The organism is Micromonospora sp. NPDC049081 (genome assembly GCF_040648835.1).
GTDB classification, from domain to species: domain Bacteria; phylum Actinomycetota; class Actinomycetes; order Mycobacteriales; family Micromonosporaceae; genus Micromonospora; species Micromonospora antibiotica.
The window spans coordinates 16,295-37,492 of the sequence record NZ_JBEZEK010000016.1 but is presented as its reverse complement, the minus strand read 5'-3'; the positions used below and the strand labels follow the sequence as shown (position 1 = coordinate 37,492).

The 21,198-nt window shown below is 73.5% G+C and carries 20 protein-coding genes; 8 read left to right on the top strand and 12 right to left on the bottom strand.

Features of this window, described 5'->3' with window-relative positions:
* Positions 1-148: 148 nt before the first annotated feature.
* Positions 149-2,215, top strand: coding sequence for a SpoIIE family protein phosphatase (locus AB0B63_RS21930; protein WP_357021564.1), 2,067 nt, complete (start codon positions 149-151; stop codon positions 2,213-2,215).
* 64 nt (positions 2,216-2,279) lie between these two features.
* Here the strand turns inward: AB0B63_RS21930 and AB0B63_RS21925 are convergent, their stop codons facing one another.
* Positions 2,280-3,707, bottom strand: a complete 1,428-nt coding sequence (locus tag AB0B63_RS21925) for an FAD-binding oxidoreductase (protein WP_244251568.1) — start codon at positions 3,705-3,707, stop codon at positions 2,280-2,282.
* Between the two features lie 83 nt (positions 3,708-3,790).
* On the opposite strand from AB0B63_RS21925, the gene AB0B63_RS21920 reads away from it, so the two are divergent.
* Positions 3,791-5,887 (top strand): S9 family peptidase, encoded by a 2,097-nt coding sequence (locus tag AB0B63_RS21920; protein WP_357021561.1) that lies wholly within the window; start codon positions 3,791-3,793, stop codon positions 5,885-5,887.
* 156 nt (positions 5,888-6,043) lie between these two features.
* Here AB0B63_RS21920 and AB0B63_RS21915 read toward each other — a convergent pair whose 3' ends face one another.
* The 4 genes from AB0B63_RS21915 to AB0B63_RS21900 form a co-directional block, all read right to left on the bottom strand.
* A complete protein-coding gene (locus tag AB0B63_RS21915) occupies positions 6,044-7,555 on the bottom strand; it encodes an ABC transporter permease (protein ID WP_357021558.1) in 1,512 nt (503 codons plus the stop codon).
* The gene (locus tag AB0B63_RS21910) at positions 7,552-8,277 is read right to left on the bottom strand and encodes an ABC transporter ATP-binding protein (RefSeq protein ID WP_204958605.1); all 726 of its coding nucleotides are present in this window, start codon (positions 8,275-8,277) and stop codon (positions 7,552-7,554) included. The genes AB0B63_RS21915 and AB0B63_RS21910 overlap by 4 nt, the downstream gene beginning before the upstream one ends.
* The gene (locus AB0B63_RS21905; RefSeq protein ID WP_204958604.1) at positions 8,274-8,810 is read right to left on the bottom strand and encodes a PadR family transcriptional regulator; all 537 of its coding nucleotides are present in this window, start codon (positions 8,808-8,810) and stop codon (positions 8,274-8,276) included. The genes AB0B63_RS21910 and AB0B63_RS21905 overlap by 4 nt, the downstream gene beginning before the upstream one ends.
* A 124-nt stretch (positions 8,811-8,934) precedes the next feature.
* Positions 8,935-9,504, bottom strand: coding sequence for a TIGR03086 family metal-binding protein (locus tag AB0B63_RS21900; RefSeq protein WP_357021554.1), 570 nt, complete (start codon positions 9,502-9,504; stop codon positions 8,935-8,937).
* Between the two features lie 31 nt (positions 9,505-9,535).
* Here AB0B63_RS21900 and AB0B63_RS21895 point away from each other — a divergent pair, with 31 nt between their 5' ends.
* A complete protein-coding gene (locus AB0B63_RS21895; protein ID WP_357021551.1) occupies positions 9,536-10,411 on the top strand; it encodes a helix-turn-helix domain-containing protein in 876 nt (291 codons plus the stop codon).
* 749 nt (positions 10,412-11,160) lie between these two features.
* Here AB0B63_RS21895 and AB0B63_RS21890 read toward each other — a convergent pair.
* From AB0B63_RS21890 to AB0B63_RS21865, 6 genes are read right to left on the bottom strand one after another with little or no spacing between them, the layout of a single operon-like run.
* Entirely contained in the window at positions 11,161-12,699 is a 1,539-nt protein-coding gene (locus tag AB0B63_RS21890; protein WP_357021548.1) for a SpoIIE family protein phosphatase, read from the bottom strand.
* A 1-nt stretch (position 12,700) separates the two neighbouring features.
* Complete coding sequence (locus tag AB0B63_RS21885; protein ID WP_208565830.1) at positions 12,701-14,026, bottom strand: sensor histidine kinase; 1,326 nt, start codon at positions 14,024-14,026, stop codon at positions 12,701-12,703.
* A 23-nt stretch (positions 14,027-14,049) separates the two neighbouring features.
* Positions 14,050-15,066, bottom strand: coding sequence for a SpoIIE family protein phosphatase (locus tag AB0B63_RS21880; protein ID WP_357021545.1), 1,017 nt, complete (start codon positions 15,064-15,066; stop codon positions 14,050-14,052).
* Positions 15,063-15,479 carry an ATP-binding protein gene (locus tag AB0B63_RS21875; RefSeq protein WP_357021542.1) on the bottom strand — a complete coding sequence of 139 codons (417 nt, stop codon included), beginning with the start codon at positions 15,477-15,479 and terminating at the stop codon, positions 15,063-15,065. Before AB0B63_RS21875 ends, AB0B63_RS21880 begins: the two co-directional genes overlap by 4 nt.
* Entirely contained in the window at positions 15,476-15,892 is a 417-nt protein-coding gene (locus AB0B63_RS21870; RefSeq protein WP_208565440.1) for an STAS domain-containing protein, read from the bottom strand. The genes AB0B63_RS21875 and AB0B63_RS21870 overlap by 4 nt, the downstream gene beginning before the upstream one ends.
* Entirely contained in the window at positions 15,892-16,752 is an 861-nt protein-coding gene (locus AB0B63_RS21865; RefSeq protein ID WP_357021538.1) for an STAS domain-containing protein, read from the bottom strand. Before AB0B63_RS21865 ends, AB0B63_RS21870 begins: the two co-directional genes overlap by 1 nt.
* Positions 16,753-16,910: 158 nt before the next feature.
* Between AB0B63_RS21865 and AB0B63_RS21860 the strand changes: the two genes are divergently transcribed.
* Complete coding sequence (locus tag AB0B63_RS21860; RefSeq protein WP_067310147.1) at positions 16,911-17,267, top strand: STAS domain-containing protein; 357 nt, start codon at positions 16,911-16,913, stop codon at positions 17,265-17,267.
* 9 nt (positions 17,268-17,276) lie between these two features.
* Here the strand turns inward: AB0B63_RS21860 and AB0B63_RS21855 are convergent, their stop codons facing one another.
* Positions 17,277-18,431, bottom strand: a complete 1,155-nt coding sequence (locus tag AB0B63_RS21855; protein WP_244251724.1) for an MFS transporter — start codon at positions 18,429-18,431, stop codon at positions 17,277-17,279.
* Positions 18,432-18,591: 160 nt separating this feature from the next.
* On the opposite strand from AB0B63_RS21855, the gene AB0B63_RS21850 reads away from it, so the two are divergent.
* From AB0B63_RS21850 to AB0B63_RS21835, 4 genes are all read left to right on the top strand, one after another.
* Positions 18,592-19,275: an FCD domain-containing protein gene (locus tag AB0B63_RS21850; RefSeq protein WP_208565437.1), complete on the top strand. Its 684-nt coding sequence runs from the start codon at positions 18,592-18,594 to the stop codon at positions 19,273-19,275.
* Positions 19,276-19,317: 42 nt separating this feature from the next.
* Entirely contained in the window at positions 19,318-19,788 is a 471-nt protein-coding gene (gene mscL / locus AB0B63_RS21845; protein ID WP_208565436.1) for a large conductance mechanosensitive channel protein MscL, read from the top strand.
* Between the two features lie 79 nt (positions 19,789-19,867).
* A complete protein-coding gene (locus AB0B63_RS21840) occupies positions 19,868-20,116 on the top strand; it encodes a hypothetical protein (RefSeq protein ID WP_208565435.1) in 249 nt (82 codons plus the stop codon).
* 159 nt (positions 20,117-20,275) lie between these two features.
* Positions 20,276-20,635 carry a hypothetical protein gene (locus tag AB0B63_RS21835; protein WP_357021532.1) on the top strand — a complete coding sequence of 120 codons (360 nt, stop codon included), beginning with the start codon at positions 20,276-20,278 and terminating at the stop codon, positions 20,633-20,635.
* Positions 20,636-21,198 lie beyond the last annotated feature (563 nt).

The following is a 21,198-nucleotide window of genomic DNA, read 5'->3' as shown; positions in this document are numbered from 1 at the left end:
CCCCGCCACCACCACAGGTCGACACGTAGCCGTTGGTCGCCGACCCGCACCCGACGACGGGGTGTCGTCAACCTGCCGATCGGTGCGACAGGTGTGACGGTGCGTGGTGCGGCTTGGCACCCGGGCGGTCGCGGTAGAGGATACGGGGGTGTCAACGGAGCCGGGGGCCGGGACAGACGCGGGACGGGACGAGCACGTCCGGCGCGTCCGACTGCCCGCCGACCGGCGCACCCCGGCCGCCGCCCGCGCCGTCGTCCGCTCCGTGCTCGCCGAGGCGGACCTCGACGAACTGCTCAACGAGGCACTGCTGCTCACCACCGAACTGTCCACCAACGCCGTCGAGCACGCCCGCACCGAACTGGACATCGAGGTCGTCGCCGACCGGATCGGCCTGACCGTCACCGTCTCCGACTTCGCCGCAGGGCCGGTCGACGAGCTGATCGTCGGCAGCCGCAACGACACCGACGAGATCGGCGAGGTCTCCGCCCGGGGGCGCGGGCTGCTGCTCGTCGACCACTTCGCCAGCCGCTGGGGCACCACCTACCTACCCACCGGCAAAGGGGTGTGGTTCCGGCTGGACCGCCACGGCGACCACAGCGACGGGCCGCTGTCCCCGTACCCGCCACCCGGGCAGGCCGAGAGCGACCTGGCGACCACCGCACCGAGCGCCGCAGCGATGAGCGAACTGACCCAGACCAGGCCCGACCCGTACGCCGACGAACCGCTGCCCGAGTTCGCCACCGACCTGCTCACCCGGGTCGCCGAGATGGTGGGCGCGGCCGGCGGGGTGATCCGGCTCGACCGGGGCGAGGGAGAGGGCCCGCAGGTGCTGGCCCGGTACGGCCGCCAGCCGCGCGCCGGCAACGAGCTGCTCCGGGTGCCGCTGGCGGTGCACCGACCGTACGGTGGGGAGTTGGAGCTGGACGCCGCACCGTCGGCGTACGCCCGGCCGTTGGCCGTACTCGCCGCCGAACGGCTCTCGCTGCACCTGGAGAACGACCGGCTGCGCCGCGCCGACGTCCGCCGCTCGGCCTGGCTGACCTTCCTCGCCGAGGCCAGCGAACTGCTCGCCCAGTCGCTCGACGTGGACCTGACCATGGCGCTGATCCCGCAACTGGTGGTGCCCCGGCTCGGCCAGTGGTGCGCGGTGCACACCACCGACGAGTGGGGCCGGCTCAAGCTGGCCGCGTGCAGCCACGCCGACGAGTCGGTCCTGCCCCAACTGCACAAGGTGCTCCAGGAATCCGGCCCGGACTCGGTCCAGGCCCGGCTGCGCGAGGCGTCGCGCACCGGGTCCCAGGTGCCGCTCGGTGGGCCGATGGAGGGCTTCGCCGTGCCGCTGGTCGCCCGCAGCCAGAAGCTCGGCACCCTGGCCGTGGGCCGGCACCAACGGCACCGGCACGACGCCGACGAGGTGGCGGTGCTGGAGGACGTGGCCCGGCGGGCCGGCCTCGCCATCGAGAACGCCCGGATCCACGCCGAACGGCGTCGGGTGGCGCAGACCCTCCAACAGTCGCTGCTGCCGCCGGTGCTCCCGGTCGTCGAGGGCGTCGGCTTCGCCGCCGAGTACGTCCCGACCGGGGACGAGGCCGAGGTCGGCGGCGACTTCTACGACGTGGTGCCGCTGCCGGACGGGCGCTGGCTGGTGGTGGTCGGCGACGTGTCCGGCAAGGGGGTGCAGGCGGCGGCGGTGACCGGGCTGGTCCGGGACGTGATCCGGGTGCTCGTCGGGGACGGCAAGCCGCTGCCCGAGGTGCTGGCCCGGCTCAACGACACGCTTGTCGAGCGCGGCGGGGGACGCTACTGCACGCTGGCCCTGGCGGCGGTCGGGCCGGGCGACGGCGACGGGCTCGACGTCTCGCTGCACCTGGCCGGGCACGACCGACCGGTGCTGTTGCACGGTCCCGGCGGGGCGAACTTCGTCGGGACCGGAGGAACCGCGCTCGGCCTGCTCGACTCGATCACCTCACCGGCGGAGGAGATCCTGCTCGCGCCGGGCGATGCGCTGATCTTCTATACCGACGGGGTGACCGAGCGGCGACGCGGCCGGGAACTCTTCGGCACCGAGCGGCTCCGGGAGGCCGCCGCGCCGCTGGCCGGCTACTCCGCCGACGTGGTCGCGGCGCGACTGCGGGCCACCGCGATCAACTTTTCGGTCGAGTCACCCCGCGACGACATCGCCATCCTGGTGCTGCGCAACGACGCCCTCTCCTGATCCACCCCCGATCCCCTCGACACCCAGAGGCCGCCAGGGCTGGTCAGAGACCGCCGGGGGTTGATCAGAGGCCGCCGGGGAGGCGGCCGGGGGCGAGCCGGCGGTGCGGGTCGAGGTGCTCCTTCGCCTCCCGCAGCCGGGGGATCACCGCCGCCTCACCCCACACGTCGACCTCACGGCGGACCGCAGCGGGAGCGGCGACCACCACGCACCGGCCCCGGCGGGCGAGCAACACCCCCCGGACGGCGGCCAGGATGCCGGCCACCCGGTCGACGGGGAACGATCCGGGCAGCGCGGCGTGCACCACACCCGCACCGGCGCAGCCGCGTACCGACAGGGGCGTGCCGGCGGCGTCGCGCAACGCGTAGACGGCGGCGTGCAGATCCTTGGTCGGGGCCTCGACCCGCAACGCGGTGTCGCCCGGGGCGAACGGGTAGCGCCCCCACCAGGCCGGGGCGAACGGGGCGACGCTCGCCGCGCCACCGAGCACGGCCAACAGGCGGTCGGCCCGCTCGGCCACCTCGGACCGGTCACCCTCCAGCAGGATCGCCAGCTCACCGGCGCTGCCCCGGGCGGGCGGCGGATCGGCCCGCCGGCCGGACATCGCGGGATGGTTGGCCCGGGCCGCCGCCTCGGCGGCGGACATCGGCCGACCGGGCGGCCCCGACGTCGCGCCCGCCGCCGGGGCGGCGACCGGGCGCGGTGGGGACCCGGTGGCCGGCAGGTCCAGCTCGACGGCCGCCGGGTCGAGGTCGGCGGCGAACACCGCCCGGACCAGGTCGTGCACCTCCAGCGGGCTCCACACCGGCCGGGACACCCAGACCTGGCTCGCCGGCAGCGCCTGCGCGTGCAGCGTCGCCGAGACGAGCACGCCCAGCCCGCCCTGCGAACCGCAGAGCAACCGGCCCAGGTCGAGACCGACGGGTGCGCTCACCCCGGACAGCTCCGCGGCGCTGCGGCCGGCACTGACCAGCTCACCGTCGGCGTCCAACCACCGCAGGCCGACGAGCTGCGCACAGGGGGTGCCGTGCCGGTGCCGCAGCGGACCGGACTCGTCGGCGGCGAGCACCCCACCGAGGGTGGCACCGGGGGACGGCGGGTCGAGGGCCAGCCGACGGCCGGCGCGTTCCAGGGTGGCCTGCACCGCCCGCAGCGGGGTGCCGGCACCCACCTCGACCACCGGGGAGGCCGCCGGCTGGTGGCCGACCCCGGCGAGCCGGCCGGTGTCGAGCATGATGTCGACCCGGGCCGGCGCGGCACCCCAGTCGATCTTCGTGCCCGCGCCCCGGGGCACCACCGAAAGGTCGTGCCGGGCGGCGAGCCGCAGCACCTCGGCCGCCGCCCGGGGCCCACCCGGGACGGCCACCCACCGGGCGAGCCGGCCAGCGACCTCGTCCGCCGCGCCCGCGAACCGGGCGAAGGAGGGACCGCAGATCCCGGCCAACCGGCGGGTGATCTCCGCTGCACCGCTCGAACCCGCTGGCGTCGACATGACAGTCATCGTACACATGTTCTAAAGAGGTGGGTGGTGGTTCGACCGCGCCGCGCAGCGCGACGGGCCGGTAACGTGGCGGCGTGACCACCGAGACCACCCCGCCCCTCGCCCGACAGGTCCGCGCGGAGCGCACCCACCACGGCGACACCGTCGTCGACGAGTACGCCTGGCTGGCCGCCAAGGACGACCCGGCGACCATCGCCCACCTCACCGCCGAGAACACCTACACGGAGCAGCGCACCGCGCACCTGGAAGCGTTACGCGGCACGCTGTTCGCCGAGACGAAGCAGCGCACCCAGGAGACCGACCTGTCGGTGCCCACCCGCAAGGGCGGCCACTGGTACTACACCCGCACCGTCGAGGGCCAGCAGTACGGCGTGCACTGCCGCCGCCCCGTCCGCGACGGCGAGACCGACCCGCCGGTCAGCGTGGACGGCGCCCCGCTCGACGGCGAGGAGGTGCTGCTCGACGGCAACCAGCTCGCCGAAGGGCACGACTTCTTCTCCCTCGGCGCGTTCGACGTCAGCCCCGACGGGCGCTGGCTGGCCTACTCGACGGACTTCTCCGGCGACGAACGCTTCACCCTTCGGATCAAGGACCTGAGCACCGGTGAACTGCTCGGCGACGAGGTGCCCGACACCTTCTACGGCACCGCCTGGTCGGCCGACGCCAGCGTGCTGTTCTACATCACCGTCGACGAGGCGTGGCGACCCAACCGGGTGTGGCGGCACACCGTCGGCACCCCGTCGGGCGAGGACGTGGTGGTGCACCTCGAGGAGGACGAGCGGTTCTGGGTGGGTGTCGAGCTGACCCGCTCCGAGCGGTTCGTGCTGATCGACAGCACCAGCAAGGTCACCAGCGAGGTACGGGTCATCCCGGCCGACAACCCGACAGGTGAGCCGGCGGTGATCGCCCCGCGCCGGCAGGGCGTCGAATACAGCGTCGAGCACCACGGGCACCGCTTCCTGATCCTGCACAACGACGGCGCGGAGGACTTCGCGCTGGCGTACACCTCGGCGGACGCGCCAGGCGACTGGGTGCCGCTGATCCCGCACAGCCCCGGCACCCGGCTGGAGTCGGTCGACGCGTTCGCCGACCACCTGGTCGTCTCGCTGCGCAGCAACGGCCTGACCGGGCTGCGGGTGCTCCCCGTCGGCGGCGGCGACGGCCACGACATCGAGTTCCCCGAGCCGATCCACAGTGTCGGCCTGGACGCCAACCCGGAATACCGCACCCGGCAGCTCCGGTTCCGCTACACCTCGCTGGTCACCCCCGACTCGGTCTACGACTACGACCTGGTCACCCGGGAGCTGACGCTGCGCCGCAGCAAGCCGGTGCTCCCCGGCCCGGACGGCCGCGCGTACGACCCGGCCGACTACGAGCAGCACCGCGAGTGGGCGCTCGCCGACGACGGCACCCGGGTGCCGATCTCGCTGGTCTGCCGCCGGGACACCCCACGCGACGGCTCCGCCCCCGCCGTGATCTACGGGTACGGCTCGTACGAGGCCAGCATGGACCCGTGGTTCTCCGTCGCCCGGCTCAGCCTGCTCGACCGGGGCGTGGTGTTCGCCGTCGCGCACATCCGGGGCGGCGGTGAACTGGGCCGCCGGTGGTACGACGAGGGCAAGCTGCTGGCCAAGAAGAACACCTTCACCGACTTCGTCGCCTGCGCCCGGCACCTGGTCAAGTCCGGGTGGACGGCGGCCGACCGGCTGGTCGCCCGGGGTGCCTCGGCCGGCGGCCTGCTGATGGGCGCGGTGGCCAACCTCGCCCCGGACGCGTTCACCGGGATCGTCGCGCAGGTGCCCTTCGTGGACGCGCTCACCTCGATCCTCGACCCGTCGCTGCCGTTGACGGTCACCGAGTGGGAGGAGTGGGGCAACCCGCTCGCCGACCCGGAGGTGTACGCGTACATGAAGTCGTACACCCCGTACGAGAACGTCGCCCCCGTGGACTATCCGGCGATCCTGGCGGTGACCAGCCTCAACGACACCCGGGTGCTCTACCACGAGCCGGCCAAGTGGATCGCCCGGCTGCGGGCGGTGGCCCCGCAGGGCGACTACCTGCTCAAGACGGAGATGGGTGCCGGCCACGGTGGCCCCAGCGGCCGGTACGACGCCTGGCGTGAGGAGGCGTTCATCAACGCCTGGATCCTCGACCGGCTGGGCCGCGCCTGACCGCCGCCACCGGTCCCCGCCGGGCCGGGGCGGGTCCCCGGGCCGGCCGGGGGCTGGCAGCGCTCGGCGGGCCGGCAACGCTCGGCGGGCCGGCAACGCTCGCCGGGCCGGCCCGGGACCGGCGGGCGGTTGCCGCTGCGCACCGGCTGATCGCGGTCAGCCGGTGCGGAGTTCCTCGACGGCGGTGCTCATCCGCAGGAAGAGCAGGCCGACACCGACCGTGACCAGCACGGCGACCAGGGCACCCGCACCGACCCAGGCGAGTTGCGCCCACGGCAGCTCGGGTGTCACCACGACCTCGGGCACCCACACGGTGCGCAGGGCCGACGGGTCGGCGCACCGGACGGCGTCGCCCGTGCACACCTGGAAGGAGTGCGCCCCGTAGGTGCGTGGGCGGCCCGCGACGCCCCAGATGAGCAGCAGGCCACTGGCGAGCGCCAATACGATGGCCGGCACCGCCGGGGCCAGCGCCTGCCAGCCGACGGACCGGCCGATGACGCTGCGGGGGACCCCGGAGGCGACCAGCGCCGCATACGTCCGGCGGCGGGCGACGATCCCCTCGACCAGGGCGACGACCAGGCCACCGGCGGCCAGCGCCACGGCCAGCTGGGCGGCCCGGTCGACCAGGTCCATCGTGTTCAGGTAGAAGTCTTCACCGCCGGCCAGGCCCTGGCCGGTGGCCCGGTTCGCCGCCATGTCGGCGATCATCGAGGCCCGGAGCCCGGCCGCACCCGCCCCCACGATCACCGCCGCCAGCAGGGCGGCCAGGGTCCGGCTGCCGGCCCACGGGTCGGCGGTCAACCGACGGGCGGCCAGCAGCACGGCCGCCCCGCGACCCCACCGGTGCAGCAGCCGCCCGGCCGTGTACGACAGCCAGCCGGTGCCGACCACCACCCCGACCAGCGCGGCCAGCGCACCGCCGGCCATCAGCGCCGGCTCCAGCAGCGCCGGTGGGTCCTGAGCACGGTCGGCGTACCACCTGTTGATCGGGGCGAGCAGGCCGAACGCGATCGGCCCGGCCAGGATCAGCAGCCCGGCCCACGGCCTCGGGGCACGTTCCCGGCGGGTCCGCCGGACCACGCCGAGCGGGGTCGCGGTGACCCGGCGCAGCAGGACGACACCGACCAGCCCGGCCAGCACCGGCAGGCCGAGCACCACCGCCGCGATCACCGGCGGCGACGGCAGCACGTCGGTGGGCAGCGGCAGCAGCCCCCGGGCGTCGGGCCGGTGCAGCAGCACCCGGCCCACCAGGTACGTCCCCAGCCCGGCCAGGGTGCCGAGCAGGCTGGCCAGCCCGGCCTCCACCGCGACCAGCCCGGTCACCTGCCCGGGGGTGGCCCCGGCCAGCCGGAACCCGGCGAGTCGCCGGTCCCGGGCCGGGGCGCCGAGCCGCACGCACTGCCCGGCCAGGGCGAGCACCGGCACGGCGAGCAGCAGCAACGCGACCGCCGTGCCGCCGCGCAGGCCCGGCTCGCGTAGCAGCGCGTTGGTGTACTGCTCGGAGTTGTTGCTGCCCCGTCCGCCGGGTGGGGTCGGGATAGCCAGCACGGTGAGGGCGGCCAGCCCGGCGAGGCTGGCCAGGGCGGCGCTGAGCGCGGTGAGCACGACCCGGACGGTGTCGGTGCGGTTGCCGGCCAGGGCGAGCCGCAGCGCGACGCCCGGCCTCACCGGGGGTCCGTGCCGGGGCCGGCCGCCGGGAGCGGGACGAGGGTTTCGTCCAGGCCGAGGCCCGTCGGGTCGACCACGCCGTCGCGGAGCATCACCTCGCGGTCGGCGTACGCGGCGATCCGGGGTTCGTGGGTGACCAGGACGATGGTGGTGCCCTGTTCCCGGGCGAGCTGGACGAGCTGGGTGAGGACCTCCTCGCCGCTGAGCGTGTCGAGGGCACCGGTCGGCTCGTCGGCGAAGATCACCCGGGGCCCGGTGACCAGGGCGCGGGCGGTGGCGCAGCGTTGCTGCTGCCCACCGGACATCGCGCCGGGGCGCACGTCGGCGAGGTGCCCGACGCCGAAGCGGTCCAGCCATTCGCCCGCCGCCCGCCCTGCTTCTCGCCGCCCCGTGCCGGCGAGGAGCAGGGGCAGGGCGACGTTCTCCGCCGCGGTCAACTCGGGGACGAGCTGACCGAACTGGAACAACACCCCGAACTCGGTACGGCGCAGCCGGGACCGCGCCGCCTCGGGCCAGGTGTCGATCCGCTCGCCGTTCCAGCGCACCGCCCCCTCGTCGGGGCGCAGGATGCCGGCGAGGCAGTGCAGCAGGGTGGACTTGCCGCAGCCGCTGGGTCCGGTCACGGCGACGATCTCGCCGTCGGCGACGTCGAGGCTGACGCCGCGCAGGGCCGGTGTCGGGCCGTACGACCGGACCACGTCGCGGGCCTGGAGTCGGCTCACGGGTGCACCTCCCGGTGCCAGTCGGCGACGCGGGCCAGGGTGGTGCGCAGCCACCTCAGGTCGGCGTCGAGGTGAGCGACGGCGTAGTCGACGGCGACGACGTCATCGAGGGTGGTCGAGGGTGCCGTCTTGACGGCGGTGAGTTCGCGCAGCCGGTCGGTGTGCGCCCGCGCCTGGGCGATCAGGTAGGACCGGGCCGCGTTCAGGTCGGCGACCAGCAACGCCACCGCGACCTTGGTGAACAGCGCGCTGGTCACGTACGGCATGGGTGGCTCGACGGCGGCGAGCCAGCCGGCGAGCGCGGCCCGGCCCTGGTCGGTGAGCGCGTAGGCGGTCCGGTCGGGGCCGGCCTCGCGTTCCTGACCGGCGGTGACCACCAGGCCGTCCCGTTGCAGGCGCCCCAGGGTGGCGTAGACCTGGCCGAAGGCGAGCGGCTTGGCCCGGGGCAGCCGGGTGTCGTGGGCGCGCTTCAGCTCGTAGCCGTGCCGGTTGCCGGCGGCCAGCAACCCGAGCAGCACGTGCGACGTGGACACCTGGCCAACTATTCATCCAGTGAATAGTCGATGTCAAGCGACTCCGTCGATCCGGCGAGGGGGTCCGGCGGGTTCGGTGGGCGGCCCGGCCCACCGGGTGCGGCGACCCGGTGGGCGGGAGCGGTCAGCTCGTCCAGGCCGGATCGCGACCGGTACGGCCGAGCAGCCGGTCCAGTTCGGTCCCGTCCGCCCCGACCGGCACCTCCGCGCCGAAGGCGCCCATCTGCCGGCCCATCGGGCCCATCTCGTCCATGAAGCCGTGCAGCGCCGCGATGCTCTCCCGCGCCGGCTGGTACGGCTGGCCGGTGGCCCGCGCCAGGTCCCAGCCGTGCACTACCAGGTCCACCACCCCCATCAGGCCGATCGTCGACCGGGGCAGCCCCATCGCCGGCGCGACGCCCTCCTCGCTGGCCGGGTCGTCCCAGGCCACGACGAGCTGCTTCACCTCAGTGGCGAACCGGTCCCGCCAGCCCGGCTCGGCCACGTGATCGGTCTTGACCGACCAGTCCGTCTCCTGCCCGGCGGCGAGGCGTTGGAAGTTGACCGCCACGTCGTACACGTGGTTGATCAGTCCGCGGACGTCGTACTCCGCGCACGGGGTCGGCAGGTCGAGTTGGTCGTCGCCGATCGCCCGGACCAACTCCACGGTCCCCGGGGCGGCGGCGGCCAGCAGCTCACTAGTCTTCGTTGGCATACGGCCAGCGTATGAAGGTGGTCTTGAACGAATGCGACAGCCACGCGCGGATGACCGGGGCATCCTCGATCCGGCCCGGCTGCGCCGGGAGCTGCGGTTCCGGCGGCACCTGCCGGCCCCCGCGCTGCGCCCGTGGGTGGAGCACTACTGGCTGGCCGACTGGGCGCTGACCGCGCCGTTCACCCAGCAGGTGGTGCCGCACCCGGCGGTCAACGTCGTCTTCCGGCAGGATGCCGGCGGCCCGGAGACCGCCGAGGTGGCCGGGGTCGGTCGGCGGCTGTTCACGGTCACCCTGACCGGCACCGGAACGGTCAGCGGTATCCAGTTCCGTCCCGGCGGCTTCCGCCCGTTCTGGCGTCGCCCGGTCGCCGAACTCACCGACCGGGACGTCCCGCTCCGCACCGACCCGATCGCCGCCCGCGCCGCCGGGTCGACCACCCCCGGTGCCGCCGCCACCCACCCCGCTGGCCCGACCACGCCCCGCGCCGCCGGGTCCGCCGTCGCGTCACCCCGCTGCGGGGGTACGGACGACGAGCGCCGACGGGCGTTGGACGCCTTCCTGCTCGCCTGGGCGCCACAGCCCGACCCGACGGCGGCCGAGGCGATCGCCCTCGCCGAGTCGATCCGCACCGACCGGAGCGTGCTGCGGGTGGACGACCTGGCCCGCCGGCACGATCTCTCCGTCCGGCGGTTACAGCGGCTCTTCCTGGACCACGTCGGCGTCGGTCCCAAGTGGGTGATCCGTCGCTACCGCCTGCTGGAGGCGATCGAACACGTCGTCACCGGGCTGCCCGACTGGGCCGCCCTCGCCGCCGACCTCGGCTACAGCGACCAGGCCCACCTGGCCCGCGACTTCGCCGCGGTCACCGGTCACACCCCCACCGGCTACGCCCGCTCCCTGCACTGATCCCCACCCACGTCCGAGCCAGCGACCCGCACCGGACGGCGTCGGCCCGACCGGCGCGGAGAGCAGGCGACCAGCTTCGCCGCCGGCCCGGCCACCGGCTCGGCCGGCCCGGCCACCGGGTCGCTCAGCCCGACCGGGGGTCGACCGACGACCCCACCGCCCGGACCAGTCCGGGACCACACTGGTGGTCAGCTCACCGTGTGGAGCGTGCTCGTCGCCATCGCCGCAGGAACTCTCCACGATCCTGGTCCCCACTTCTGGCGATCCCCGCGCCAACCAGCACCACCCCCGGCGATAACGATGAGTAACATCAGTCGCCACCCCCCATCTCCCCACTCCGCATCCTTTGCTCTGCTGCCATCGAGGCGACAGCTACTCAACGTGTCAGGTTGGAAAAGCGACGCGCCTATGGTTATTTTCAAAGTTGCAGCTCAGCGCGCTGTCGCGGATAGGGCAGCAGAGCAAAGGATGGAGAGGGGAGTAATTCGAGGTTGGCTCTTAGTTACGGTGAGCGACGTCGGGAGTCAACCCGTCTCTGAGCACCCTCAGTAACCACGACAGGGGTTGGGACTGCGGGACCTCGGTGGCTCGGTCGAGCCGGCGGACCACCGCCGGGGCCGGATCGGGAGTCGGGGCCCGCATCGGGCGGCGGGGGTGGGGTGGGGTGGGGTGGGGTGGTGGTGGCGCCCGGTGACGCACAAGGGCATCCACCGCGTGGTGGGGCAGACTCCGGAAGCAGTCGGAACCACTCAGCGGCGGCGGACCGCCACCACCGCGACGTCGTCGTGGATCTCCGGCGGGGCCAGCTCGACCAGCAGCCGCTGGCAGAAGCCGTCCAGGTCGTCGTCGACCACCGTCGCGCAGGCGGCCAACGCGGCCAGACCGTCGTCGATGGTGGTGTCCCGCCGTTCGATCAGCCCGTCGGTGTAGAGCACCAGCGTCGCGCCCGCCGGCAGGGTGAACTCCAGATCCTCCGGCCGGTCCGCGCGCACCCCCAGCAGCGGGGCCGACTGCTGCACGTACTCCACCCGGCCGTCCACCGTCACCAGCGCCGGCAGGTGCCCGGCGCTGGCCAGTCTGATCCGGCCCGTCGACGGGTGCAGCAGCAGAATGCACAGGGTCGCCAGTTCGTTGCGCAGCAGCGTACGCATCAGCACGTTGAGCCGTTCCAGGATCACCCCGGGCTGATGCCCCTCCACCGCGTACGCCCGCATCGCGTGCCGCAGCTCGGCCATCACCGTCGCCGCGTGCAGCGAGTGACCGGCGACGTCGCCGATCGCCACCAACAGGTGCCCGTCGAGCATCACCAGCTCGTAGAAGTCCCCGCCCACCTCGGTCTGCGCGCTGGCCGGCTCGTAACGCACCGCCAGGTCGAGGCCGGCCACGTCGGGCAGCCGTCGGGGCAGCAGGCTCCGCTGGAGGGTCACCGCGATCCGGTGTTCCTCGTCGTAGGAGCGCTGCGCCTCCACCGCCGAGGCGACCGCCTGGGCGAGCTGCACCAGCACCGGCGTCCGGGCGGTCTGGGTGGCGGTGGGCACCACCACGTACAGCGGGGCGCGGTCCTCCCGCAGCTTGGCGGCGGCCACGGTCACCGTGTCACCGTCCGGCCAGCGCACCAACCCCCACCCGTCGGGGGCGTCCACCCGCACGGTCGCCCCGGTCGGCACGCCGGTGTCGTCGACCACCCACGGTACGATCTCCGCCGTCGCGCCCGGACCAGCGGCGACCCCGGCCAGGCAATCCCCGTCGAAGGTCTCCGCGACCACCACCGCCGGGCTGCGGAAGATCTGCGCCGCGCCGGCCGCCGCCTCCTGCAACAGGCGGGCGAAGGTCGGCGCGGCGTGCACCGCCACGGTGGTGTCGGCCAACCCGGTGAGCCGCTCGGCGAGCAACTCGGCCCGTTGCCGCGCCTGGTAGTAGCGCAGCACCGCATGCGCGGTGGCCACCAGCTCCTCCGGCTCGATCGGCTCGGCCAGGTAGGCGTCCGCACCCCGGGTCAGTCCCTGGGTACGGTCCACCACGTCGACCGCGTGCGCGGACACGTGGATCACCGGAATGGCCGGGTGGTCCGCCTTGATCCGTTCGCAGACCTCGAAGCCGCTCAGGTCCGGCAGCCGGACGTCGAGCACCACCAGGTCGATCGGGTCCACCCCGACCCGGGCCAGCGCCTCGGTGCCGTTCTCCGCCTCCCAGACCGTGAAACCGGCCCGGGTCAGCCAGCTCACCAGCAGATAGCGCTTGGTGGGGCTGTCGTCGACCACCAGGATCGTCGCCGGGACGCCGGCCACCTCACACCCCCGCCACGGGCAGGTCCACCGTGAAGCTGCTGCCCCGACCCGGTTCGCTGGCCAACGTCAGGGTGCCGCCGAGCAGCGTCACCAACCGCCGCGCGTACGGCAGACCGAGACCGGTGCCGCTGCGCCGGCTGGTCCCCGGCACCTGGTAGAACTCCTCGAAAATCCGTTCGTGCAGCTCGGCGGGGATGCCCGGCCCGGTGTCCGAGACGCGGATCCGGACCCGGTCGTCGACCCGCTCGGCGCACATCCGCACCTCACCCCGGTCGGTGAACTTCACCGCGTTGTGCAGCAGGTTGCGCAGCACCTGGGCCAGCAGCACCTCGTCCGAGCGGAGCTCGGTGCCCGGGGGCGGCTCCTCCACCGCCAGCTCCACCTCGGAACGCAGGGTGAGCGCCCGCAGTGTCCCCCGCAGCTGCCCGAAGACCGCCCGCAGGTCGACCTGCACCCACTCCGGCTCGATCCGGCCAGCCTCCGCCTTGGCCAGGTCGAGCAGGTCGTTGACCAGGGAGAGCAGGTCGGCTGCCGAGGACCGGATCAGCTCGACCTGCTGGGCCTGCTCGGCGGTGAGCGGGTCCGACGCGGAGTCGGTCAGCAGCCGCCCCAGCCCGATGATCGCGGTCACCGGGGCCCGCAGTTCGTGGCTGACGTTGGCCAGGAAGCGACTCTTCGACTCGCTCGCCGCGCGCAGCTGGGCCGACTTCTCGTCCAGCTCGGCGTAGAGCGCCACCACGCCCCGGTTGGTCGCCTCCAGCTCCTCGGAGAGCTGGGTGTAGAGCGCCATCACGCCCCGGTTGGTCTCCTCCAGCTCGGCGTTCAGCACGGCCAACTCGTCGCGCTGGCTGCGTACCTCGTCGAGAGCGGCGATGAGCTGCCCGTTCTGGGTGGCCAACTCGTCCAGGGCGCTGGCCGGGGCGCTGGTGCCCAGCTCGGCGCGCAGCTCGGCCAGGCGCGGCGGGGTCAGCGCCGCAGCGGCGGCCGGGACACGTCGGGACATCCTCACGACGGTATATCCCGCGGCCTCCGCCAGCCCCAGGGTGTCCACCAATCGCGCCACCGCGCCGGACTGCGGCTCGTACCGGTTGCCCGGCAGCGGACGCAACGGGGCGAGGTCGACGCTGAGGAACCGCCGCCCGTCCGGCTCCGTGACGAGGGCGAAGCTGACGTCCGCGCCGGCCACGGTACGCAGCAGGTCCCGGGCCACCTCGCTGAGCGCGGTGGCGAACCGCACCTGGTCCTGGTGCTCCAGCCCGATCGCCGCCGCGACCTCCCGGCCCCGCTGGCGTACCCCGAAGATGTCCTGTTCCACCCGCAACGCCATCCGCAGGAGTGGCTCGCGGGCGGTCACGACGGAGTTCTCGCGACCAGCACGCAGGCGTCGTCCCGGCGGATTCCGGCGTCGCGCAGCAGGGTCGCCGCGACGACCACCGACGCCCGCCCGGTCAGCCCCGGATAGTCCTCGGACCGCCACCGGTCCACCACCCCGTCGCTCTGCATCACCAGGGTCGCGCCGGCCGGGAACGGGTAGTCGTACTCACGCACCGTCGGACGTTGGTGGCCGGCGATGCCGGGCAGCGACACCAGCCCCCGGCGGGTGCCGTCCGGGGCCAGCACCATCCCGGCGATGTTGCCCAGCCCGGCGTAGCGCAGCAGACCCGCCGCCGGGTCCAGCTCCGCCACCGCCAACGCGGCCCCCCGGGTGTGCGACATCGCGCGGTGCAGGTGCGTCACCACGGTGGCGGGCGGACCGGCCGGCGCGACCCGGAAGGCGGAGACGGCCGCCTCGGCGGCCACGTTGGCCAACGGCCCGTGGCCCAGCCCGTCGCAGACCAGCACCTGGTGCCGCCCCTGTTCGGTACGCATCGCGTGGCTGTCGCCGCTGACCTGCTCGCCGGTGATCGGCCGGGTCAGCCCCGCCGCCCAGGCCGGCGTGGCCCGCACCTCCTTCGCCCACACCTGCACCGCGAAGACGGTGCCCCGCCCCGGCCGGGACCAGGCGTCGTACCAGCTGGCCTGCCGGGTGATGGCACCGAGGCCGATGCCCAGGGTGCCGGTGGTGGAGTGACCATCGCGGGAGGAGACGGTCAGGTCGGCCATCCCGGGGCCGGAGTCGACCGCGATCAACTCCACGCCGGCGGCGTCGCCGGTGCGCACCGGGCGCAGCAGCAGGACACCCTCCTGGGCGTGCTTCACCAGGTTGCTGGTCAGCTCGGCGGCGACGATGGCCAGTTCGGCGACCCGGTTCTCACCGAGGCCGAGCTGCCCGCCGAGGCGTTCCGCCGCGCGTCGTACGGTGCTGGCGGCGCTGCCGCTCTCCACCCGGTACCAGTGGCCCGCGTCCGGCACCACGTCGTGGATCATCGGGACCACTTGGTGACGGTGATCCGGGTGCCCTCACCGGGGGCGGTCTGGATGTCGAAGTCGTCGACCAGTCGACGGGAGCCGCTGAGGCCGAGGCCCAGGCCACCGCCGGTGGTGTAGCCGTCGGTGAGGGCGAGACCCAGGTCGACGATGCCCGGCCCGGAGTCGGCGAAGACGATCCGCACCCCGCGCCGCCGGCCGTCCTCGACGACCGTCACCTCGGCGGTGCCGCCACCGCCGTAGATGAGTGTGTTGCGGGCCAGCTCACTCGCGGCGGTCACCAGCTTCGTCTGGTCGACGAGGGAGAGCTTGACCGCCACCGCCACGGTACGCACCAGCTGACGGACCCGGACGACGTCCTCGTCACTGCCGATCGCCTGGGTCTTCGGGCCCAGGTCGACTCCCGCGGTCATGACGATGTCGCCGCCGTCCCGGACTCCACGTCCTCGGGGTCGTCGTACCCGAGGTCGTCGTCGCGGGTCGCCGCGATCAGCTCCATGCCCCGCTCCACGTTCAGCGCGGTGCGGATGCCGTTGAGCGACAGGCCCAGCTCGACCAGGGTGATGGCGACCGCGGGACGCATCCCGACGACCACCGTCTCGGCGTCGAGCACCTTGGAGATCGAGGCGATGGTGGAGAGCATCCGGCCGACGAAGGAGTCGACGATGTCCAGCGCGGTGATGTCGATGATGACGCCGTGGCAGCCGGTCGCGACGATCCGCTCGGCCAGGTCCTCCTGGAGGGTGACCGCCGTCTGGTCGGACATGTCGATCTGGATGGAGACCAGCAGGATGTCGCCGATCTTGAGGATCGGCACCCGTTCCATCACGCCTCCCGACGCGGGTGGCGGCGGGACGCCTCCACCCCGGTGAGGCGCAGCACGTGCCGCAGCGCGTCGGCCAGGCTCGCCTTGGTGGCGATGTCGCCGAACTCGATGCCGAGCGCGACGATGGTCTGCGCGATCTGCGGGCGGATGCCGGAGATGATGCAGTCGGCGCCCATCAGCCGGGCGGCCACCACCGTCTTGAGGATGTGCTGGGCGACCTGGGTGTCGACCGCCGGCACGCCGGTGATGTCGATGATGGCGTACGGCGAGCCGGTGTCGACCAGGGTCTGGAGCAGTCGTTCCATCACCACCTGGGCGCGGGCCGAGTCGAGGGTGCCGACCAGCGGCACGGCGACCACACCGTCCCAGATCTTCACCACCGGGGTGGAGAGTTCGAGCAGCTGCTCGGCCTGGTCGGCGATCAGCCCCTCGCGGGTCTGCACGTAGGTCTCGAAGGTGAGCAGCCCCATCCGGTCGACCAGGCCGGTGAAGTCCAGGACGTCCCGCAGCGACAGCTCGACGCCGTCGGTCTCGGCCAGCTCGACCAGGACGTCCTTGAGGGCGTAGATGCTGGTCGCGGTCTCGGTGGCGGTGAAGCTCTGCCTGGCCCGGCTGCGGGACAGGTCGGCGAGCACCGCCCGCAGCTCGCCCGCCGAGGGCGCCTGGAGGTCGGCCAGGCCGGCACCGCCGGCATTGATCATGCTAGCGTGCAGCTCCTGCACCTGGAGGCGTAGCTCGGCCTGGCTGAGCCGACCGCGCAGCGAGGCGGCGACGACCTCGGTCCACCGCTGCACCACCCGCTCGCCGTGCCCGGTCAGTAGCTCGACGAGTCGGTCGCCTCCGTCTGCGGTCAACGCCATGGTTACCTCCTGTGAGCTGGGCCGGCCGGACTCTATCACCGGAGGCAGACCCGGTAGTTGCCCCGCAGCAAAGGAATGATCGGTCCCACCGGAAGCGCTCCCGTTCTGCGTGTCCCGCTGTTCGTGGGATACCGTTCCACCAATAACAGGAGGTCTGAATGTCCCTGACGGTGCACACGGAACAGCGCGGCGACGTCGTCGTCGTGTCGGTCGCGGGCGAACTCGACATGGCGACCGCACCGCAGTTGCAGGACCAGATCACCGACCTGCTCGACAAGGGGCGCAGCCGGCTGGTGTTCGACCTGGCCGAGGTGTCGTTCTGCGACTCGACCGGGTTGTCGGTCTTCGTCCGGGCCAAGAACAGCTGCGACGAGGCCGGCGGCGTGGTCCGGTTGGCCGCCCCGCAGCGCGGCGTGCTGCGCATCCTCGAGGTCAGTGGGCTGGTCGAGGTGCTGCACACCTACCCGACTGTCGATGAGGCCGTCGCGGGCGATCCCACCCCCGCCTCGTCCTGACCGGTTTCCTCACCGCTCGTCCTCGATGAACCGGGGACGAGCGATCACCATGCCCGCGGTCGTCTGCACCGCCAGCGCGGCGAGCAGGAATCCCATCGGCGCGGTCCACCCACCGGTCGCCTCGTAGAGCACCCCGACGAGCAGCGGCCCGAGCGCGGCGATCACGTATCCGGTGCTCTGCGCGAAGGCGGACAGCGCCACCGTGCCGTCGGCGGTGCGGGCCCGCAGGCCGATGGTGGTCAGGATCAGCGGGAACGCGCCCTGACCGAAGGCGAGCAGCAGCACCCACAGCAGCGCCCCGTCCCGGGGTGCGAGCGCCAACCCCAGGTAGGCCGCCGCGGAGAACGCGGTCAGCCCGAACACCAGCGGGCGCAGCGTCCGGAGCCGGCCGGCCAGCGTCGGCATCAGCAGGGCGACCGGCACCCCGAGCGCGGTGACCCCGGCGAGCAGCAGTCCGGCGCTCTCCGGTCGGAAGCCGGCGTCCCGGAAGAGCTGGGCCAGCCAGCCCATCACCGCGTACCCGCTCAGTGACTGCGCGCCGAAGTAGACCGCCATCGCCCAGCCGAGCCGGGTGCGGGCCGGCTGGACCCGGGTGCGGACGGCCGGGCCCGCCGTCGGGGGCGCGGTCCGTCGGGCGGCGCGCGCCCGCAACGCCAGCGGCACCCACGGGAGTACGGCCACCGCCGCCAACGCCGCCCACACGCCCAGCCCGGCCCGCCAGGAGCCGAAGGCGTGCGCCACCGGCACGGCGGAGGCGGCGGCCACCGTCGTACCCGCCGTCAGGGCCATCGTGTACGCCCCGGTGACCAGCCCCGTGCGGTGTGGGAAGTGCTGCTTGACCAGCATCGGCAGCAGGATGTTCGCCACTGCGATGCCGGCCAGGGCGAGCGCGCTGGTGAGCACGAAGATCGCCGCCGAGTCGGTGACCACCCGGAGCACCTGACCGACGGTGAGGGCGAGCATCGCCACCACCAGCACCCGGGCTGCGGGCCAGCGGCGGATCAGCCACGGGGTGAGCGCGCCGAGACCGGCGAAGGCGATGGTGGGCAGGGTGGTGACGAACCCGGCCATCGTGCCGGAGAGACCGAGCCCGGTGCGTACCTCGTCGAGCAGCGCGCCGAGGCTGGTCACCGCGGCCCGCAGGTTGAGCGCGACCAGCAGCATCCCGACCAGCACCAGCGCGCCGCCGGTGGCCGGCGACGGGGCGCGGTGTGCCGGCCGGTGGGCGGGCGGTTCGATCGGCGCCTCGACGGCGGGTGCGGTTGGCGGGGTCATGACCTCGAACCTACAATCATGGGATGAATTTCGGCAGTTGGTGTAACCGGTGACACCGTCCGTCGATTCCCCACCCGTGCCCCCGCGCGGTCAGCGGGTGCACCAGACGATCGAGCAGCTCCGGGGCCGGATCCTCGGCGGCGAATGGCCGGTCGGTGGACGCATCCCCACCGAGCCGCAACTGGTGACGGCGCTCGGGGTGGGGCGCAACACCGTCCGCGAGGCCGTCCGGGCACTGGTGCACGCCGGGGTGCTGGAGTGCCGGCAGGGCTCCGGGACGTACGTGGTGTCGACCGACGAGCTGGCCCCGGTGGTGGCCCGCCGGCTCACCGACGACCGGATGGCCGAGGTGGTCGAGGTCCGCCGGGCGTTCGAGGTCGAGGCGGCCCGGTTGGCCGCGCTGCGGCGTACCCCGGAGGATCTGGTGGCGCTCGACGGCGCGCTCGCCACCCGGGAGGCCGCCTGGCGGTCGGGCCGGGTCGCCGAGTTCGTGGAGGCGGACGTCGCCCTGCACACGGCGGTGGTCGCCGCCGCCCACAACGCCATGCTGGCCGAGCTGTACGCCTCGGTCGGCGCGGCCCTGCGCAGCACCGTCGCGCACGCGATCGGTGACACCCTGCAACCCCAGCGGTACGTCGACCACGGCCGACTGGTGGCGGCCATCCGGGACGGCGACCCCGGGCGGGCGGCGATCGAGGCCGGTGCTTTTCTGGAGCCGCCGACCGGGGCATAGGTTGTCCCCGACGGAGAATCGGACGGCACAGGAGTGCAGCAGATGCTCAAGGGCTTCAAAGACTTCATCATGCGTGGCAACGTCGTCGACCTGGCGGTCGGTGTCGTCATCGGTGCCGCGTTCACGGGCGTGGTCACCCAACTGACCAAGTCGTTCCTCGAACCACTGGTCCGGGTCATCATCGTGCTGATCACCGGCAAGAAGGACGGCCTCAAGGGCTCGACGCCGGAGTTCCGCGGCATCCCGTTCGACTGGATCGCCTTCGTCAACGCGGCGATCACCTTCGCGCTGACCGCGGCGGCGCTCTACTTCCTGGTCGTCTACCCGATGAACCGGCTCGCCGAGCGGCGCAAGCGGGGCGAGGAGCCGCCGCCCGCCGCCCCCAGCGAGGAGGTCAAGCTGCTCACCGAGATCCGCGACGCGCTGCTGGCCGGCGGCCACACCGCTCCGGGGCAGCGCGGCGCGCTCGACGACGTGCTCGGACGCCGGACGGAGCCGCCCGCCCCGCGCTGACCGACCGGTGCACATCGGCCCCTGCGGAATTCCCGCGGGGGCCGACTTTTTTCGTACACATGTTCGATAGAGTCCGGCCATGGAGCAGCGTAGGCACTGGTGGAACGGCAAATGGGGACGACTGGCCCGGCGGGACGTGTTCCTCCGGGTCGACGCCGACCGGTGGCACGTCGAGCAGCGGGCCGGCGGCGCGGAGGGCGTCTCCCAGTTCTACGAGCACGGCAGTGCCGACGAGGCCGAGGAGACCGTCCGGGCCCTGCTGGAGGGCACGGACGCCTGGCGGGAGCTGTCCCCGCGTCCGCCCGGCGCCTGGGGCCCGGCGGTCTAGCGGCGGGGTCCTGCCGTCCAGCGGCGGGACGTCCGGCGGCTTAGCGACGGGACATCCGGCGGTTTAGCGGCGGGGTGCACCCAGCGGTCTAGCGGCGGGACGTCCGGCGGTTTAGCGGCGGGCGGCGCAGGGAACCGGCCGGTGATGGAGCAGCAGGGCATGGCAGAGCGGGCGGTCATCTCCCGGGTCACCACCGGCATGCGGGTGGTCGACACCGTCGGGGTCGAGATCGGCACCGTCGACCTCGTCCAGCGGGGCGATCCCAACGCGGTGACCGTGCAGGCGTCGACCGCCGACCCGGGCGGCAGCCTGGACGAGCTGATCGAGTCGGCAGCCGTCGAGGAGCCGGACGTCCCGGCCGACCTCGCGGCCCGCCTGCTGCGTACCGGCTATCTCAAGGTCTCCACCGAACTGGCCCGCACCGGCGCGGTGTACGTGCTGGCCGACCAGATCGCCACGGTCACCGACGACCAGGTACGCCTGCACGTCCCTGTGGGTGAGCTGCCCCCGGAGGAGTGACCCACCCGCCCCACACCCGCCAGGCGACGCCGACGGCGGCCCGGCCGGTCGCCGTGGCACCGACGCGCCGGCGTCATCCGCTCCGGTGCGCGGAGCCCTCCACCTCGACAGCGGTCCCACCGGGGGTCGGTGGCGGTGGCGGTGGGAGCCCGGTCGAGGCGGGCACCCGAAGCTGCACCTCGATATCGGTGCCACCGGGGCACCAGTACCTGTTGCGCTCCCTTTCGATCTGACGGCGTCAACGAATCACCGGCCTGAGGCAAGGCACGGCAGCGAAGCCGGGACCGTTCGCCCGTTCGCCCGGGCGAACGGGCGAACGGGCGAACGGGCGAACGGGCGAACGGGCGAACGGGCGAACGGGCGAACGGGCGAACGGGCGAACGGGCGAACGGATGGCCAGGTGGTGAGCCGGCGAACGGGTGAGCGGGCAGCCAGGTGGCGAGCCGGTGAGCCGGCAGCCAGGTGATGAGCCGGTGAGCCGGCAGCCAGGTGATGAGCCGGTGAGCCGGCAGCCAGGTGATGAGCCGGTGAGCCGGCAGCCAGGTGATGAGCCGGTGAGCCGG

Bases quoted from the DNA above. Each gene is read 5' to 3' on its own strand.
- AB0B63_RS21925 (WP_244251568.1), bottom strand. From the start codon at position 3,707: ATGTCGACGCCAGCGGGTTCGAGCGGTGCAGCGGAGATCACCCGCCGG.
- AB0B63_RS21900 (WP_357021554.1), bottom strand. From the start codon at position 9,504: ATGCCAACGAAGACTAGTGAGCTGCTGGCCGCCGCCGCCCCGGGGACC.
- AB0B63_RS21895 (WP_357021551.1), top strand. From the start codon at position 9,536: ATGCGACAGCCACGCGCGGATGACCGGGGCATCCTCGATCCGGCCCGG.
- AB0B63_RS21885 (WP_208565830.1), bottom strand. From the start codon at position 14,026: ATGGCGTTGCGGGTGGAACAGGACATCTTCGGGGTACGCCAGCGGGGC.
- AB0B63_RS21880 (WP_357021545.1), bottom strand. From the start codon at position 15,066: ATGATCCACGACGTGGTGCCGGACGCGGGCCACTGGTACCGGGTGGAG.
- AB0B63_RS21875 (WP_357021542.1), bottom strand. From the start codon at position 15,479: ATGACCGCGGGAGTCGACCTGGGCCCGAAGACCCAGGCGATCGGCAGT.
- AB0B63_RS21870 (WP_208565440.1), bottom strand. From the start codon at position 15,892: ATGGAACGGGTGCCGATCCTCAAGATCGGCGACATCCTGCTGGTCTCC.
- AB0B63_RS21865 (WP_357021538.1), bottom strand. From the start codon at position 16,752: ATGGCGTTGACCGCAGACGGAGGCGACCGACTCGTCGAGCTACTGACC.
- AB0B63_RS21860 (WP_067310147.1), top strand. From the start codon at position 16,911: ATGTCCCTGACGGTGCACACGGAACAGCGCGGCGACGTCGTCGTCGTG.
- AB0B63_RS21855 (WP_244251724.1), bottom strand. From the start codon at position 18,431: ATGCTGCTGGTCGCGCTCAACCTGCGGGCCGCGGTGACCAGCCTCGGC.
- mscL (WP_208565436.1), top strand. From the start codon at position 19,318: ATGCTCAAGGGCTTCAAAGACTTCATCATGCGTGGCAACGTCGTCGAC.
- AB0B63_RS21840 (WP_208565435.1), top strand. From the start codon at position 19,868: ATGGAGCAGCGTAGGCACTGGTGGAACGGCAAATGGGGACGACTGGCC.
- AB0B63_RS21835 (WP_357021532.1), top strand. From the start codon at position 20,276: ATGGCAGAGCGGGCGGTCATCTCCCGGGTCACCACCGGCATGCGGGTG.